The 15,430-nt window shown below is 75.2% G+C and carries 13 protein-coding genes; 9 read left to right on the top strand and 4 right to left on the bottom strand.

All coding sequences use genetic code 11. The annotated features are described in order from the left end of the window. Positions 1–224: 224 nt before the first annotated feature. Together J0910_RS21495 and J0910_RS21490 are read right to left on the bottom strand one after the other, a co-directional pair. Positions 225–914, bottom strand: coding sequence for a potassium channel family protein (locus tag J0910_RS21495; protein ID WP_420160349.1), 690 nt, complete (start codon positions 912–914; stop codon positions 225–227). A 1-nt stretch (position 915) separates the two neighbouring features. Then, a complete protein-coding gene (locus J0910_RS21490) occupies positions 916–1,602 on the bottom strand; it encodes a potassium channel family protein (protein WP_420160348.1) in 687 nt (228 codons plus the stop codon). Positions 1,603–1,861: 259 nt separating this feature from the next. Between J0910_RS21490 and J0910_RS21485 the strand changes: the two genes are divergently transcribed. From J0910_RS21485 to J0910_RS21460, 6 genes are all read left to right on the top strand, one after another. Then, the gene (locus J0910_RS21485) at positions 1,862–3,139 is read left to right on the top strand and encodes a class I SAM-dependent RNA methyltransferase (RefSeq protein WP_420160347.1); all 1,278 of its coding nucleotides are present in this window, start codon (positions 1,862–1,864) and stop codon (positions 3,137–3,139) included. Positions 3,140–3,344: 205 nt separating this feature from the next. Next, entirely contained in the window at positions 3,345–4,277 is a 933-nt protein-coding gene (locus J0910_RS21480) for an LLM class F420-dependent oxidoreductase (protein WP_420160346.1), read from the top strand. 321 nt (positions 4,278–4,598) lie between these two features. After that, positions 4,599–7,319, top strand: a complete 2,721-nt coding sequence (gene acnA / locus J0910_RS21475; protein WP_420160345.1) for an aconitate hydratase AcnA — start codon at positions 4,599–4,601, stop codon at positions 7,317–7,319. Between the two features lie 350 nt (positions 7,320–7,669). Further along, positions 7,670–9,145 carry an MDR family MFS transporter gene (locus J0910_RS21470; protein WP_420160344.1) on the top strand — a complete coding sequence of 492 codons (1,476 nt, stop codon included), beginning with the start codon at positions 7,670–7,672 and terminating at the stop codon, positions 9,143–9,145. A gap of 84 nt (positions 9,146–9,229) precedes the next feature. Continuing rightward, positions 9,230–11,128, top strand: a complete 1,899-nt coding sequence (locus J0910_RS21465) for a S9 family peptidase (protein WP_420160343.1) — start codon at positions 9,230–9,232, stop codon at positions 11,126–11,128. 117 nt (positions 11,129–11,245) lie between these two features. After that, on the top strand, positions 11,246–11,407 hold the full coding sequence (locus tag J0910_RS21460) for a hypothetical protein (RefSeq protein ID WP_420160342.1): 162 nt from the start codon (positions 11,246–11,248) through the stop codon (positions 11,405–11,407). 96 nt (positions 11,408–11,503) lie between these two features. Here J0910_RS21460 and J0910_RS21455 read toward each other — a convergent pair whose 3' ends face one another. Together J0910_RS21455 and sigK are read right to left on the bottom strand one after the other, a co-directional pair. Continuing rightward, on the bottom strand, positions 11,504–12,238 hold the full coding sequence (locus tag J0910_RS21455; RefSeq protein ID WP_420160341.1) for an anti-sigma factor: 735 nt from the start codon (positions 12,236–12,238) through the stop codon (positions 11,504–11,506). Then, positions 12,235–12,831: an ECF RNA polymerase sigma factor SigK gene (gene sigK, locus J0910_RS21450; RefSeq protein WP_420160340.1), complete on the bottom strand. Its 597-nt coding sequence runs from the start codon at positions 12,829–12,831 to the stop codon at positions 12,235–12,237. Before sigK ends, J0910_RS21455 begins: the two co-directional genes overlap by 4 nt. Before the next feature lie 143 nt (positions 12,832–12,974). Between sigK and J0910_RS21445 the strand changes: the two genes are divergently transcribed. The 3 genes from J0910_RS21445 (at position 12,975) to J0910_RS21435 (ending at position 15,297) form a co-directional block, all read left to right on the top strand. Next, positions 12,975–14,651: a molybdopterin-dependent oxidoreductase gene (locus J0910_RS21445; RefSeq protein ID WP_420160339.1), complete on the top strand. Its 1,677-nt coding sequence runs from the start codon at positions 12,975–12,977 to the stop codon at positions 14,649–14,651. Between the two features lie 78 nt (positions 14,652–14,729). Further along, positions 14,730–15,035 carry a hypothetical protein gene (locus J0910_RS21440; protein ID WP_420160338.1) on the top strand — a complete coding sequence of 102 codons (306 nt, stop codon included), beginning with the start codon at positions 14,730–14,732 and terminating at the stop codon, positions 15,033–15,035. An 82-nt stretch (positions 15,036–15,117) separates the two neighbouring features. Beyond that, the gene (locus J0910_RS21435; protein WP_420160337.1) at positions 15,118–15,297 is read left to right on the top strand and encodes a DNA primase; all 180 of its coding nucleotides are present in this window, start codon (positions 15,118–15,120) and stop codon (positions 15,295–15,297) included. The last annotated feature ends 133 nt before the right edge of the window (positions 15,298–15,430 follow it).

Genomic DNA, 15,430 nt, shown 5'->3' with positions numbered 1-15,430 from the left:
GACCGGCTTCGACCCCGCGGCGGGAGCCGCGGCCCCGGCCTGTACGGCGCCGACCGCCCGGCCCCGTACCCGGCCCGAGCCGCCGGCGCAGGGGCGGGGCCGCCCCGGTGCCCGGCGGGGCCCCGGCACTCCTCATCTCCCGGCCGGCTCCCGCGCCTCGGCACGCGGGCGGGCCGGCCGCGGGGGCCGGTCCCGCCCGGTGGCCGGAGCGGGCGGAGGCCCTGTCAGCCTGCGGGGGCCTGCGGGTCGAGCAGCGAGCCCAGCTCCTCGGCGGAGTCCACGCCGCCGAGGAAGACCAGGTCGTCGCCGGCGCGCAGCGCGGTCGCCGGGTCGGGAGGGGCGGCCCGGCCGCCGCGCACCACGGCGACCAGCACCACACCGGCGGGCAGCGCCGGGGTCAGCTCGGCGACGGCGGCCCCGGAGTGCGGGGAGCCCTCGGTCAGGGTGAACTCCAGCAGGTCGGTCTCGGCGGCGGAGCCCGGCGGGAGCGCGGCGCCGTCCGGAGCGGCGGCGCGGGCGGCCGGCCCCCCGTCGACCAGCCCGGCGATCAGCCGCGGCGGGGAGACCGCCTCGTCCACCCCCCACGCCTCGGTGAACAGCCACTCGTCGCGCGGGTCGTTGATCCGGGCGATCACCCGGCCCACCCCGAACTCGCGCTTGGCCAGCAGCGAGAAGACCAGGTTGACCTTGTCGTCGCCGCTGGCGGCGATGGCGACGTCGAAGTCCTCCAGCCGGGCGCTGTCCAGCGAGGCCAGCTCGCAGGCGTCGGCCAGCAGCCACTCGGCGTCGGGCAGCGCGTCCACGTCGATGGAGCGCGCGCTCCGGTCGATCAGCAGCACCTCGTGGCCGCTGCCGCACAGCTCGCCGGCGATGGAGCGCCCCACGGCGCCGGCCCCCGCGATCGCGATCCGCATCTCAGTCCTCCCGCTCTTCGCCGTCGTCCGGCGCGTTCAGCCGGGCCTGCACCGAATCCAGGTCGCCGACGCGGGCCAGGATGTGCAGCACGTCGCCGGCGAGCAGCGCCTCGTCGCCCCGGGGGAGCAGGATCTCGCCGCCGCGCACCAGGTAGGCGACGCGCAGCGGCAGCGCCGCCTCCAGCTGCTCGATGCGCCGGTCCCGCCAGGCCGCGGGGAGCGGGGCCTCGGTCATGGTGAGGCTGCCCGACGGGTCGCGCCACAGCGGTCCCAGGCCGATCCCGTCGGAACCGGGCACCAGGCGGCGCAGGACGGTCTCGGCGGTCCAGTGCACGGTGCCCACGGTCGGGATGCCCAGCCGCTGGTAGACCTGGGCCCGCCGGGGGTCGTAGATGCGCGCCACGACGTGCTTCACGCCGAACGTCTCCAGGGCCACCCGGGCCGCGATGATGTTGGAGTTGTCGCCGCTGCTCACCGCGGCGAACGCGGACGCCGACTCGATGCCCGCCTTGACCAGCACCTCCCGGTCGTGCCCGAGGCCCCGCACCGCGGCCGAGGCGGTGGAGGGGCGCAGCCGCCGGAAGGCGTCCGGGTCGCGGTCGATCACCGCGACGGTGTGCCCCGCGTCCTCCAGGGCGTGCGCGAGGGTGGAGCCCACCCGTCCGCAGCCCAGAATCACGATGTGCATGCTCGTGTCTCGCTCCTGACCTCGCCTACTACGGGGGAGGGGCCGTACCGGGGAAGGGCTGCTGCCCGGGCGGGCCGGCGGCGCTCCCCAGCCGACGGTACACCCGCGCCCGCCGCCCGCGCTCGGCGGTCGGGAAGGCGGTTCGGCAGGGCCGGGAGGTGGGCCGGGTCGGCTAGAGTTGCCGCAGATGGGCGGTGGCTTGTGCCGGGTCACCCATAGCGATGCCCGAACGATTCCCGCCTTCCGGAGGTAGACCGCCATGTCCGTTGCCCGAACCATGCCCGAGATCGGTGCCCGCATCGAACTGCGCGTCGAGGGGGTGGCCCACGGCGGCTGGTGCGTCGGCCGCGACGGGGACCTGGTGGTGTTCGTCCGGCACACGCTCCCGGGCGAGCGGGTGATCGCGCAGGTCACCGAGCGCACCAAGCGGTTCCTGCGGGCCGACGCGGTGGAGGTCCTGGAGGCCTCGCCGGACCGGGTCGAGGCGCCCTGCCGGTTCGCCGGGCCGGGCCGCTGCGGCGGCTGCGACTGGCAGCACGCCTCCCTGGAGGCGCAGCGCCGGATGAAGGGCGAGGTCGTCGCCGAGCAGCTGCGCCGGATCGCCGGCATCGACCGCGAGGTCGCGGTGGAGGAGCTGCCCGGGACCCCCGACGGCCTGGGCTGGCGGACCCGGGTCCGGTACGGGGTGGACGCCGAGGGCAGGGCGGGGCTGCGCCGGCACCGCTCGCACGAGCTGGAGCACGTCGACACCTGTGTGATCGCCCACCCCGAGGTGGAGCGGCTCGGCGTGACCCGGCTGCCCTGGCCGGGCGTCTCCGAGGTGGAGGCGGTCGCCTCGGGCAGCGGCGGCGACCGCGCGGTGATCGCCGCGCCGAGCGGCAAGCGGCTGCCGGCGCTGCCCCGGCCGGAGGCCTCGGCGGCGGTGCTCCGCCGCCTCAAGGGCGGCCGCACCCAGGCGGTCCGCGGCCGCAAGGGGATCCGCGAGTACGTGTCCGGGCGCGAGTACCGGGTGGCCGCGGGCGGCTTCTGGCAGGTGCACCCGGCGGCGGCGGAGACGCTGACCGGCGCGGTGCTGGAGGCGCTCGCCCCCGAGCCCGGCCAGACCGCCCTGGACCTGTACTGCGGCGCCGGGCTGTTCGCCGGGGCGCTGGCCGAGGCGGTCGGCGAGGACGGGCGCGTCATGGGCGTCGAGGGCCAGCACGAAGCCGTCCGGGACGCCGCGCACAACCTGCGCGACCTGCCCCAGGTGCGGATCGAGGGCGGGGACGTCGCCGCCCGGCTGCGCGAGTGGTCCGACCTGCGCGCCGACATCGCGGTCCTGGACCCGCCGCGGGCCGGCGCCGGCCCCGAGGTGGTCTCCGCCCTCACCGCCATGCGCCTGCGCCGCATCGCCTACGTCTCCTGCGACCCGGCCACCCTGGCCCGGGACATCGCGGCCTTCGCCGAGGCCGGCTTCCGCCTGGAGGGCCTGCGCGCCTTCGACGCCTTCCCGATGACCCACCACGTGGAGTGCCTGGCGCTGCTGGTCAAGGCCTAGATCCGAGGATCGTCCCCGGGGCCCGCCGCCCCCGGTCCCGCGGGCGGGCCGCGCCCTTCGGGTTTCCGGCGTCCCCGGCCGGCGCTCCCGCCGGCCGGGGACGCCGTTCCGCTGTCCGGGCCTCCCCGCCCGCCGGCCGCGACCGGCCGGGGACCCGCGCGGCGCAGGTTCGCCGGGCGGGGGAAACGGGGGAACAATGGGGCGCATGCGCTTGAGGATTTTCACCGAGCCGCAGCAGGGGGCCGACTACGACACCCTGCTGGCGGTCGCCAAGGCAGCCGAGGACCTCTCGTTCGACGCCTTCTTCCGCTCCGACCACTACCTGAAGATGGGCGACGCGGACGGCCTGCCCGGCCCGACCGACGCCTGGATCACCCTGGCCGGCCTGGCCCGGGAGACCTCCCGGATCCGGCTGGGCACCCTGATGACGGCGGCCACCTTCCGCCACCCCGGGCCGCTGGCGATCAGCGTGGCCCAGGTCGACCGGATGAGCGGCGGCCGGGTGGAGTTCGGCTTCGGCGCCGGCTGGTACGAGGCCGAGCACGCCGCCTACGGCATCCCCTTCCCCGCCGCGGCCCGGGAGCGGTTCGACCGCTACGAGGAGCAGCTGGACGTCATCACCGGGCTGTGGAGCACCCCGGTGGGCGAGACGTTCCGCTACGAGGGCCGGCACTACCGGCTCGCCGAGGGGCCCGCGCTGCCCAAGCCGATGCAGGCGCCCCGTCCGCCGGTGCTCATCGGCGGCACCGGGCTCAAGCGGACCCCGCGCCTGGCGGCCGCGCACGCCGACGAGTACAACGTGCCGTTCTGCTCGGTCGAGGACACCGCGGCGGCGTTCGGCCGGACCCGGGACGCGGTGGCCGCCTCGGGGCGGAGCGAGCCGATGGTCTACTCCGCCGCCCAGGTGCTGTGCTGCGGCCGGAACGACGCCGAGGTGGCGCGGCGGGCCGGGGCGATCGGCCGCGAGGTCGAGGAGCTGAGGGCCAACGGCCTCGCGGGCACCCCGGATGAGATCGTGGAGAAGATCGGCCGGTACGCCGAGGCCGGCGCCGAGCGGATCTACCTCCAGGTGCTGGACCTGTCCGACCTGGACCACCTGGAGCTGGTGGCGTCGAAGGTGGCGTCCCAGCTCGGATGAGCCGGCCCTCCGGCGGGGGCGGGTGGGAGGCCGCTCTCACGCCGGGGTAACTTGATATCGAGATATCTCTTCGATACCTTGACGTCAAGATAAAAAGCAGACCCGATCACTGGGCTCGCGGGGTTCACCGCCCCGCCGGCGCGATCCCGGCGGCCCGCCTCCGCGCGCGGCGCCGCCCGGTCGGCGGGGTCCGTTCCGAAAAAGGGGCTCGGGGCGAGCAGGCCCGCGGCTCGGGGCGATTCAGGCGGCCTCAGTGATCTCCCGGTCCTCCCGGTGCGGGAGGATACCGGGAGCAAGTGGCGAGATCAGGAGGCAGAAATCGTGTCCACGAACAGCTTCGGCAGCCGTGACACGCTCCGCGTTGGCGACGCGTCGTACGAGATCTTCCGGTTGGACACCGTCGAGGGCTCCAAGCGGCTTCCCTACAGCCTGAAGGTGCTGCTGGAGAACCTGCTGCGCACCGAGGACGGGGCGAACGTCACCGCCGAGCACATCCGCGCGCTCGGGAACTGGGACCCCTCGGCCCAGCCGAACCAGGAGATCCAGTTCACCCCGGCCCGGGTGATCATGCAGGACTTCACCGGGGTGCCCTGCGTCGTCGACCTGGCGACCATGCGCGAGGCCGTCAAGGACCTGGGCGGCGACCCGGACAAGATCAACCCGCTGGCCCCGGCCGAGCTGGTGATCGACCACTCCGTGGTGGTCGACCTCTTCGGCCGGCCGGACGCCTTCGAGCGCAACGTCGAGATCGAGTACGAGCGCAACAACGAGCGGTACAAGTTCCTGCGCTGGGGCCAGACCGCCTTCGACGAGTTCAAGGTCGTCCCGCCCGGCACCGGCATCGTGCACCAGGCCAACATCGAGCACCTGGCCCGGGTCACGATGGACCGCAACGGCCAGGCCTACCCCGACACCTGCGTCGGCACCGACTCCCACACCACGATGCAGAACGGCCTGGGCATCCTGGGGTGGGGCGTCGGCGGCATCGAGGCCGAGGCCGCGATGCTCGGCCAGCCGATCTCGATGCTCATCCCGCGCGTCGTCGGCTTCAAGCTCACCGGCCGGCTCAACCCCGGCACCACCGCCACCGACCTGGTGCTGACCATCACCGAGATGCTCCGCGAGCACGGCGTGGTCGGCAAGTTCGTCGAGTTCTACGGCGAGGGCGTCGCCTCGGTGCCGCTGGCCAACCGCGCCACCATCGGCAACATGAGCCCGGAGTTCGGCTCCACCGCCGCGATCTTCCCGATCGACGACGAGACCATCCGGTACATGAAGCTGACCGGCCGCTCCGCCGAGCAGACCGACCTGGTCGAGGCCTACGCCAAGGAGCAGGGCCTCTGGCACGACCCCGCGCACGAGCCGGTCTACTCCGAGTACCTGGAGCTGGACCTGGCCGACGTGGTGCCGTCCATCGCCGGCCCCAAGCGCCCGCAGGACCGGATCGCGCTCAGCGCCGCCAAGCACACCTGGCGCCGCGACGTGCAGAACTACATCGACGACGAGGTCGACGAGGCCGGCGACGAGTCCTTCCCGGCCTCCGACGCCCCGGCGCAGACCGCCAACGGCCGCCCGCACAAGTCGGTCAAGGTGACCCTGGCCGACGGCACCGAGACCGAGATCGACCACGGCGCCGTCACCATCGCCGCGATCACCTCGTGCACCAACACCTCCAACCCCTCGGTCATGATCGGCGCCGCGCTGCTGGCCAAGAAGGCGGTGGAGAAGGGCCTCTCCCGCAAGCCGTGGGTGAAGACCTCGCTGGCCCCGGGCTCCAAGGTGGTCACCGACTACTACGAGCGCTCCGGCCTCACCCCCTACCTGGACAAGCTCGGCTTCAACCTGGTCGGGTACGGCTGCACCACCTGCATCGGCAACTCCGGCCCGCTGCCGGAGGAGATCTCCAAGGCCGTCCAGGACAACGACCTCGCGGTCACCGCGGTGCTCTCCGGCAACCGCAACTTCGAGGGCCGGATCAACCCGGACGTCAAGATGAACTACCTGGCGTCCCCGCCGCTGGTCGTCGCGTACGCGCTGGCCGGCTCGATGGACGTCGACATCACCACCGAGCCGCTCGGCACCGACCAGCAGGGCGAGCCGGTGCACCTGTCCGACATCTGGCCGACGCCGGAGGAGATCCAGGAGGTCATCGACTCCGCGATCGCCTCGGACATGTACGAGCGCGCCTACTCCGACGTGTTCGCCGGCGACGAGCGGTGGCGCTCCCTGCCCACCCCGACCGGCAACACCTTCGAGTGGGAGGCCGGCTCCACCTACGTGCGCAAGCCCCCGTACTTCGAGGGCATGGCCCCCGCCCCGGAGGCGGTCACCGACATCTCCGGTGCGCGCGTGCTGGCCAAGCTGGGCGACTCGGTCACCACCGACCACATCTCCCCGGCGGGCGCCATCAAGCCGGGCACCCCGGCCGCCGAGTACCTGAAGTCCCACGGCGTCGAGCGCAAGGACTTCAACTCCTACGGCTCCCGCCGCGGCAACCACGAGGTGATGATCCGCGGGACCTTCGCCAACATCCGGCTGCGCAACCAGATCGCGCCGGGCACCGAGGGCGGCTACACCCGCGACTTCACCCAGGCCGACGCGCCGGTGTCGTTCATCTACGACGCCGCGCAGAACTACGCCGCGCAGGGCACCCCGCTGGTCGTCCTGGGCGGCAAGGAGTACGGCTCCGGCTCGTCCCGCGACTGGGCGGCCAAGGGCACCCGGCTGCTCGGCGTCCGCGCCGTCATCACCGAGTCCTACGAGCGCATCCACCGCTCCAACCTGATCGGCATGGGCGTGCTGCCGCTGCAGTTCCCCGAGGGGCGGTCGGCCGACTCGCTGGGCCTCACCGGTGAGGAGACCTTCTCCATCACCGGCGTGACCGAGCTCAACGAGGGCCGCATCCCCGCCACCGTCAAGGTGTCCACCGACACCGGCGTCGAGTTCGACGCCGTGGTCCGGATCGACACCCCCGGTGAGGCCGACTACTACCGCAACGGCGGCATCCTGCAGTACGTGCTGCGCCAGCTGATCAGCGAGTAGTCCAGCCCCCGGGCGCCCCGGCGCCCGGGAGGCCGCTCTTCCGCGCCGCGCGGCCACCCCGCGCGGCATGGCAGGAGGCGAGGGCCGCCGCCGTCCAGGAGACGGCGGCGGCCCTGCCGCTTTTCCGGGGCCGCTTCCGGACGCGGCGGAACCCCCTTCCGGCCCGGGCGGGCGGAGCCGCCGCCGGAAAGGCGCCGCCCCGCCCGGGAGGGCGGGAATATCTGCGCCTCCGCAATGGTTGCTCCGGAGTCCGCGGGGCGCGGCCCCGGCCGCGCCCGCCCGCGCTCCCGGGTGCGCCCGCGCGCCCCCGCGCCGAGAACGGGCCCCCACCGAACACCCTGAGGAGACCTGTGACCGGGCGACCCGAACACGCAGCGGCCGAGACCGGAGCCGAACCGCGCCGCGGCGACAGGTTCGTGATCCCGCTCCTCCTGGTCTCGGCCTTCGTGGTGATCCTGAACGAGACGATCATGAGCGTGGCGCTGCCGGTGCTCAACCGGGACCTGGGCATCCCGGTCTCCACCGGGCAGTGGCTCACCTCGGCGTTCATGCTGGTGATGGCGGTCGTCATCCCGGTCACCGGCTACCTGCTGCAGCGCTTCCGCCTGCGCCAGGTGTTCATCGCCGCGATGACCCTGTTCAGCGCCGGCACCCTGATCTGCTTCCTCGCGCCGGGGTTCACCGTCCTGCTGCTCGGCCGGATCGTCCAGGCGGGCGGCACCGCGATCATGATGCCGCTGCTCATGACCACGGTGCTGAACATGGTCCCCGCCGACCGGCGCGGCCGCACCATGGGCAACATCTCGATCGTCATGTCCGTGGCGCCCGCCGTCGGCCCGACGCTGTCCGGGTTCATCCTCAGCGCGCTGGACTGGCGCTGGATGTTCGGCATCGTGCTGCCCATCGCGCTGCTCGGCCTGGCCCTCGGCACCGCGTTCATCCGCAACGTCACCGAGCCGCGCCCGGCCGCGGTGGACGTGCTCTCCGTGGTCGTGTCCGCGTTCGCCTTCGGCGGCCTGGTCTACGGCTTCTCCGGGCTGGGCGGCGAGGGCCACGGCACCGCGGCCGTGCCGCCGTGGGCGGCGATCGCGGTCGGCGCCGCGGCGCTGGTGCTGTTCGTCGGCCGCCAGCTCCGGCTGCAGCGCGACGAGCGCGCCCTGCTCGACCTGCGGGTCTTCCGCTCGGGGGCGTTCACGCTGTCGATCGTGCTGGTCGCGGTCAGCTTCATGGCGCTGTTCGGCGCGATCATCCTGCTGCCGGTCTACATCCAGAACGTCCTGCGGTACGACACCCTGGTCACCGGCCTGGTGGTGCTCCCCGGCGGCCTGGTGATGGGCCTGATCGCCCCGCTGGTCGGCCGGCTCTTCGACCGGTACGGCCCGCGGCCGCTGGTCTCCCCGGGCGCGGCCGTGGTCGCCCTGGTGCTGTGGGGCATGACGCTGCTGGGCCCCGACACCCCGCTGGGCTACGTGGTGGCCCTGCACATGACGCTCAGCGTCGGCCTGGGCCTCATGTTCACCCCGCTGCTCACCGGCGCCCTCGGCTCGCTGCGCCCGGAGCTCTACTCGCACGGCAGCGCCGTCGTCGGCACCGTGCAGCAGCTCGCCGGCGCCGCGGGCACCGCGATGTTCGTCGCGGTGATGAGCGCGGTGGCGGCCGGCCGGATCGGCGCCGGAGCGGAGGACGTCGCCGCCCAGGCGGCCGGCATCCACACGGCGTTCCAACTCGGCGCGGTCATCGGCACCCTGGCCTTCGTCGCGACCCTCTTCGTCCGCCGGGCGCCCGCGCAGCGGGAGGCCCCGGAGGGCGAGCAGCAGCCGGCCTGACCGCGGCCGGTCCGGCCGGGCCGCCCGGCCGGGAGCGCCGGAAAAGCCCTGTCGGGCGGGGAGGGCGGACCGTAGGGTCCTCCCATGACCCACGTCGACATCGAGCGTTTCCACTCCCTCGGGGCGCCCGCCCTCTCCCCGGACGGCCGGACCGCGGTGGCCGCGGTGGTCCGCTCGGACACCGCGGCCGACGCCTACCGCGGCGAGCTGTGGCGGGTCCCCGCCGACGGCTCGGCCGAACCGGCGCGGCTCACCCGCGGCGGGCGGGACTCCGCCCCGGCCTTCTCCCCGGACGGCACCCGGATCGCGTTCCTGCGCGCCGAGGAGGGGACCGGGGCCCAGCTGTACGTGATGCCGGCCGGCGGCGGGGAGCCGTGGCGGCTCACCGGCCACCCGCTGGGCGTCTCCGACCCGGTCTGGAGCCCGGACGGCACCCGCATCGCCTACCTGGCGCGGGTCCCCGAGGAGGGCCGGTACCGGGGAGAGCCCGGCAAGGAGCCGCCGCGCCGGATCACCGCCCTCCGGTACCGGCTGAACGGCGTCGGCTACACCAACGACCGGCGGACGCACCTGTTCACCGTCGATGCGGCCGAGACCGCCGGGAGCCAGCCCGAACCGGTCCGGGTCACCGAGGGCGACCACGACCACTCCGGGCCGGACTGGAGCCCGGACGGCCGGCTGCTGGCGTTCGCCTCCGCCCGGCACGAGGGCCGCGACACCGACATGGTCGCCGACGTGTGGACCTGCGCCCCCGACGGCACCGGGCTGCGCCGGATCACCCGCAACGACCTGGCGGCCTCCGCCGCCCGGTTCACCCCGGACGGGTCGTCGGTGGTCTTCACCGCCCACGACCCCGGGCCGGAGCGCACCCGGGCCACCACGGAGAACGAGGGCCTGTGGTCGGTTCCGGCGGACGGCGGCGCACCGCCGGTCCGCCTCACCGACGAGGAGCGGTTCCACCTGGGCATGGGCACCGCGGCGGTCCCGGTCGCCGACGGCGTGCTCTTCCCCGCCGAGCACCGCGGTGCGGTGCGCCTGCTGCTGGTGCCCTACGGCGGCGGCGAGCCCGAGGTGCTGCTCGGCGGCGAGCGGCTGGCCGGCACCCCCGCCCATGCCGCGGGCACGACCGTGGTCCCGGTGGGCGACGCCCGCTCCCCGGGCGAGCTGGTGGCGCTGGACGGGGCGGGCGAGCGCGTCCTCACCGCGTTCAACACCCACCCCGGCTGGCTGCCGCCGGAGGAGATCGAGGGCGCCGCCCCGGACGGGTACCCGGTGCACGGCTGGCTGGTCCGCCCGGCCGGCCCCGGGCCGCACCCGGTGCTGCTGATGATCCACGGCGGCCCGTTCGCCCAGTACGGCTGGAGGGTCTTCGACGAGGCGCAGGTCTACGCCGAGGCCGGGTACGCGGTGGTGATGGGCAACCCGCGCGGCTCCTCCGGGTACGGGCAGGCGCACGGCCGGGCGGTCCTCGGCGACGTCGGCCGGGTCACCGCCGCCGACCTGAACGCGCTGCTGGACGAGGCGCTCAAGCGGGACGGCCTGGACCCCGACCGGGTCGGGGTGCTGGGCGGCTCGCACGGCGGCTACATGACCACCTGGATGGCGGCCCACCACGGCGAGCGGTTCCGGGCGGCGATCAGCGAGCGGTCGGTCAGCGCCGTCGACAGCTTCCACGGCAGCAGCGACATCGGCTGGGAGTTCGCCTACGACCTGTACGGCGACCGGGAGGGCTGGGCCGCGCAGAGCCCGCTCACCTACGCCGACCGGATCGGCGCGCCGATGCTCATCATCCACTCCGAGCAGGACCTCCGCTGCCCGCTGGAGCAGGCCCAGCGGCTGTTCACCGTGCTCAAGCGGCGCGGCGCCGAAGTGGAGATGCTCATCTTCCCCGGCGAGGACCACGAGATGTCCCGCAGCGGCCTGCCCAGCCACCGGACCGCCCGGTTCGCGGCGATCCTGGACTGGTGGGACCGGTACCTGTGACGCCCCGGGGGCGGACCCCGAGGCGACCCTGAGCCGCCCGGGGCCCGCCCCCGAAACTCCCCTGAACCCCGGTGCCGCGGGGTGCGCCCGCCCCGCCGCCGGCCCTACGGTGGAGCCATGGGACGCATCCTCCTCATCGCGCTCGCGATCTTCCTCGCCTTCTCCGTCGCCGGCTGGCTCTTCGGGGCGCTGCTGGGCCTGATCAAGTGGGCCCTGATCATCGGCCTGGCGGTGTTCGTCTTCATGGCGGTCTCCCGGTTCCTCAAGCAGAAGCGCTGACCCCCGGGGCGCCGCCCCGCCCCCGACGATCCCGACGCCGCGGCCCGGTCGGCACGCGCCGACCGGGCCGCACCGCCGGGAACATCGGGAACCCGTCTAGACGTCCACCTTCATCGGCTCCCCGGTCGGCTGCTCGGCGCCCCCGGAGGGCTCCATGCTGATCCCGATCTGCACCGCGTCGCCCAGCCCGGGGGACATGCCGGTGAGCATCCCGCCGTCGGCGTGCAGCATCCCGGCCGAGCGCATCCCGTCGGGGTCGACGTACCAGAGCTGGTACCCCATCCCGTCGGGGGCCGGGGGCAGCCCCTCCACCATGATCATCACGGTGTCGTTCTCCTGGGAGACGAACAGCGTCGCGCTGGCCTCGCTGTGCGAGACCGGGCGGGTCGCCATCTCCGTGTCCTCGGCGGCGAGCAGCGCCTCCACCTCCGCGGTGTGCGTCCGCATCGACTCCATCCGGCCGTTCTGCTCCACCACGACCCCGCCCAGGACCGCGGCCGCCAGCACCGCCGCGGCGGCCACCGCCCACGGCAGCGCGGCGCGCGTCCGGCGGCGCAGCGGCAGCACCCTCCCCCGGTCCGGGGCGGCCTCCGGCGGGAGCTGCCGGGTGCGCTCGGCCTGCTCGCGGATGCGCCCCCACAGCCCCTCTGACGGAGGGACCGTCTCGGCGGAGCCGAGCAGGGCCGCCGTCTCCCGGAACTCGCGCAGGTCGCGGCGGCACTCCTCGCAGCCGGGCAGGTGCGCCTCGACGGCCTTCCGCTCCGCCTCGTCCAAGGCGTCCACGGCGTAGCCCGCGATCAGGCCGTGCGGTTCGGTCTCGCGCCGGTTCACCCCGCCACCCCCAGGCAGTCGCGCAGCCGGATGAGCCCGTCGCGCAGGCGCCCCTTGACCGATGTCAGCGGGACGCGCAGCGCCGCCGCGGCCTCCCGCTGGGTGTAGCCCCGGTAGTAGGTCAACCGCACCGCCTCCCGCTGCAGCTCGGTCAGCCGGCCCAGGCAGCGGCGGACCCGCTCCCGGTCCAGGCCCCGCTCGACCTGGTCGGGCACCTCGTCGGCGGGGGTGGAGCGGGGCTCGGCGCGCCCGGCGCGCAGCTCGCGGTCGGACGCGGCCTGCTCGGCGCGGACCCGGTCGACGGCCCGGCGGTGCGCGACGGTCAGCACCCAGGCGCGCACCCCTCCCGCCTCGGGGTCGTACCGCGCGGCCAGCCGCCACACCTCGACGAACACCTCCTGCGCCACCTCCTCGGCCTGGGCCCTGTCCCGCAGCACCCGGGAGGCCAGCCCGAGCACCGGCCCGGCCAGCTCGCGGTAGAGCCCCTCGAAGGCCGCCGCGTCGCCCAGCGCGGTCCGCCGCAGCAGCCCGGCCAGCTCCCGCGCCCCGGCCCCGTCCGGCGGGTGCGCCGGAACCGCTTCGTCCACCCTCATCCCACCCTGCCCGTCGGGTCGTCCGGATCCGTCATCCTCGCATTCGGAGCCGGCGGCCCGGAGGCGACCCGGCCGGGGGAGGGGCGGCGGAAAAAGTCGCCGGGGCGGGGTCTCCTCCCCGGGGGCGGCTCCGAAGCAGGGGTGTGTCCGAGACGAAGCAGCAGAACCGGAAATCCGCCCCGAGCGCGAGGGGTGCGGCCGCGGCGGTCGGCGGGCTGGTCGCGGCCGGGGCCGGGCTGGCCGCGGCCGAGGTCGCGACGGTGCCGGTCGGCCCCGACGCCGCGCCGCTGACCGCGGTCGGCGGCGCCGTCATCGACCTGGCGCCCCGCCCGCTGAAGGAGTTCGCGGTGCAGGCCTTCGGCACCGCCGACAAGGCGGTGCTGCTGGGCGGGATGGTCGCGGTGCTGGCGGTCGCCGCGGCCCTGCTGGGGGTCGCGGCGCGGCGCCGCCCCTGGATCGGCGGGATCGGCGCCGGCGCGCTGGCCGCGGTGGCCGCGGCCGCCGCACTGAGCCGGCCCGACGCCGGGCCGCTCGCGGTCCTTCCCGGGCTGGTCGGCGGGGCCGCCGCCTACCTGGTGCTGCGGCTGCTGCTGCACGCGGCCGGCCCGCCCGCCCGGCCGGCGGAGCCGGAGCGGGGCGCCGGGGGCACCGGGGCGGAGCCCGCCGGGGAGAAGCCCGCCAAGGCGGAGCCCGCCGGGGCCGCGGCGGACCCGGCGGCCCCGGGGGAGGGGTTCGACCGGCGCCGCTTCGTGCTGCTCGCGGGCGCCGCGGCGGCGGTGTCGGCCGGGGCGGCCGCCGGGGCGCGGGCCTACACCTCCAGAGCAGGATCGGGGGCGGAGCAGAGCATGCGCTTCGCGCTGCCCCGCCCCGCCTCCCCGGCCCGCCCGGTGCCGGACGGCGCCGACCTGGAGGTCGCCGGCCTGGCGCCGTTCTTCACCCCGACGGAGGACTTCTACCGGATCGACACCGCGCTGGTGGTGCCGCGGATCGACGCCGGCCGGTGGAGCCTGCGGCTGCACGGCGCGGGCGCCCGGGAGACCGTCTTCACCTTCCAGGACCTGCTGGACCGGTCCGATCTGGCGGAGCGGGACGTCACTCTGACCTGTGTCTCCAACCGGGTCGGCGGCCCCTACGTCGGCAACGCCCGGTGGATCGGGGTGCCGCTGGCCGCGCTGCTGCGCGAGGCCGGGGTGCGCCCGCCGTCCGAAGGCGGCCCGGCCGACCAGCTGGTCTCCCGCTCCTCGGACGGGATGACCATCGGCACCCCGGTGGAGGACGTGATGGACGGCCGGGACGCGCTGCTCGCGCTGGGCATGAACGGCCGGCCGCTCCCGGCCGACCACGGCTTCCCGGTGCGGATGGTCGTCCCGGGCCTGTACGGCTACGTATCGGCCTGCAAGTGGCTCACCGAACTGGAGCTGACCACCTTCGACGCGTTCGACGCCTACTGGGTGCCGCGGGGCTGGTCGGCGCGGGGCCCGATCAAGGTGCAGTCCCGCATCGACACCCCGAGGGACGGCGCCTCGGCCGGCCCCGGCGGGGTGACCGTGGCCGGGGTGGCCTGGGCCCAGAACACCGGGATCGACCGGGTGGAGGTGCGGGTGGACGGCGGCGGGTGGCGGGAGGCCCGGCTCGCCGAGGAGGCCACCGCGGACACCTGGCGGCAGTGGGTCTTCGACTGGGACGACGCCGAGCCGGGCGAGCACGCCTTGGCGGTCCGCGCGACCACCGCCGACGGGCGGGTGCAGACCGCGGAGGAGGCCCCTCCCGCCCCCGACGGCGCGACCGGCCACCACGAGGTGCGGGTGACCGTCGCCTAGCCCGGGACGGGCAGACCTCCCCCGCCGGCCCCGGCGGGGGCGAACGGGAACCAGTGAAACCAGTGATGGGAGACGACCATGTCCGCACGGACGATCGCCCTGCTCCGCCGCCTCGCCGCGGCCGGCGCCGTCGCCGGAGCCGTGGTGCTGTCCGCGGCAGCCTGCGACCTGACCTCCGGCTCCGGGGGCGGCTCCTCTGAGGAGGGCACCGAGGGCGAGCAGATGCAGGACGAGCAGATGGAGCAGGAAGAGGGGATGGAGGACGGCGGCATGGAGGAGTCCGAGGGCGCCGGCATGGACGAGGAGATGGACCAGGACGGCGGCGACGGCGCGGACGAGGGGATGGAAGACGGGATGGACGAGGGGGCGGACGACGGGAGCTGACCCGTTCCGGTCCACCGGGCGTGGCCCGCCCTGGGCGGGGAAGGGGGAGCGGGAGACTGCGGCCGCGACCGAAGGAGACGCCATGCCCCGACCACGCCTCGCCCTGCTCCGCCGCCTCGCCGCGGCCGGCGCCATCGCCTCGTTCATCGTGCTCTCCGGGACCGCCTGCGACCTGACCGGCGGCGGAGACGACTCCTCCCAGGAGGAGGGCGGCGACGAGGACGGCGGTGACGAGGAGGACGGCGACGACGGCGACGACTGACCGCACCTGACCGGACCGGCCCCGGCGGCCGCTCTCCCGCGCACGGCGAGGGGAGCGGCCGCCGGATCGCGTATACCCTGTCCCTCTGGGAACATCATCCCGTTCGGGTCCGCGGAGCCTTCGCAGGAACGGC

Origin of the sequence: Nocardiopsis oceanisediminis (assembly GCF_048595525.1) — a bacterium.
GTDB lineage: Bacteria > Actinomycetota > Actinomycetes > Streptosporangiales > Streptosporangiaceae > Nocardiopsis_A > Nocardiopsis_A oceanisediminis.
This window is presented reverse-complemented; position numbering and strand designations above follow the sequence as displayed.

Excerpts from the sequence above, each read along its gene's own strand:
- J0910_RS21480 (WP_420160346.1), top strand. The coding sequence starts at position 3,345 with ATGCGCTTGAGGATTTTCACCGAGCCGCAGCAGGGGGCCGACTACGAC.
- J0910_RS21490 (WP_420160348.1), bottom strand. The coding sequence starts at position 1,602 with ATGCACATCGTGATTCTGGGCTGCGGACGGGTGGGCTCCACCCTCGCG.
- sigK (WP_420160340.1), bottom strand. The coding sequence starts at position 12,831 with ATGAGGGTGGACGAAGCGGTTCCGGCGCACCCGCCGGACGGGGCCGGG.
- J0910_RS21440 (WP_420160338.1), top strand. The coding sequence starts at position 14,730 with ATGTCCGCACGGACGATCGCCCTGCTCCGCCGCCTCGCCGCGGCCGGC.
- J0910_RS21435 (WP_420160337.1), top strand. The coding sequence starts at position 15,118 with ATGCCCCGACCACGCCTCGCCCTGCTCCGCCGCCTCGCCGCGGCCGGC.
- J0910_RS21465 (WP_420160343.1), top strand. The coding sequence starts at position 9,230 with ATGACCCACGTCGACATCGAGCGTTTCCACTCCCTCGGGGCGCCCGCC.
- J0910_RS21495 (WP_420160349.1), bottom strand. The coding sequence starts at position 914 with ATGCGGATCGCGATCGCGGGGGCCGGCGCCGTGGGGCGCTCCATCGCC.
- J0910_RS21485 (WP_420160347.1), top strand. The coding sequence starts at position 1,862 with ATGTCCGTTGCCCGAACCATGCCCGAGATCGGTGCCCGCATCGAACTG.
- J0910_RS21460 (WP_420160342.1), top strand. The coding sequence starts at position 11,246 with ATGGGACGCATCCTCCTCATCGCGCTCGCGATCTTCCTCGCCTTCTCC.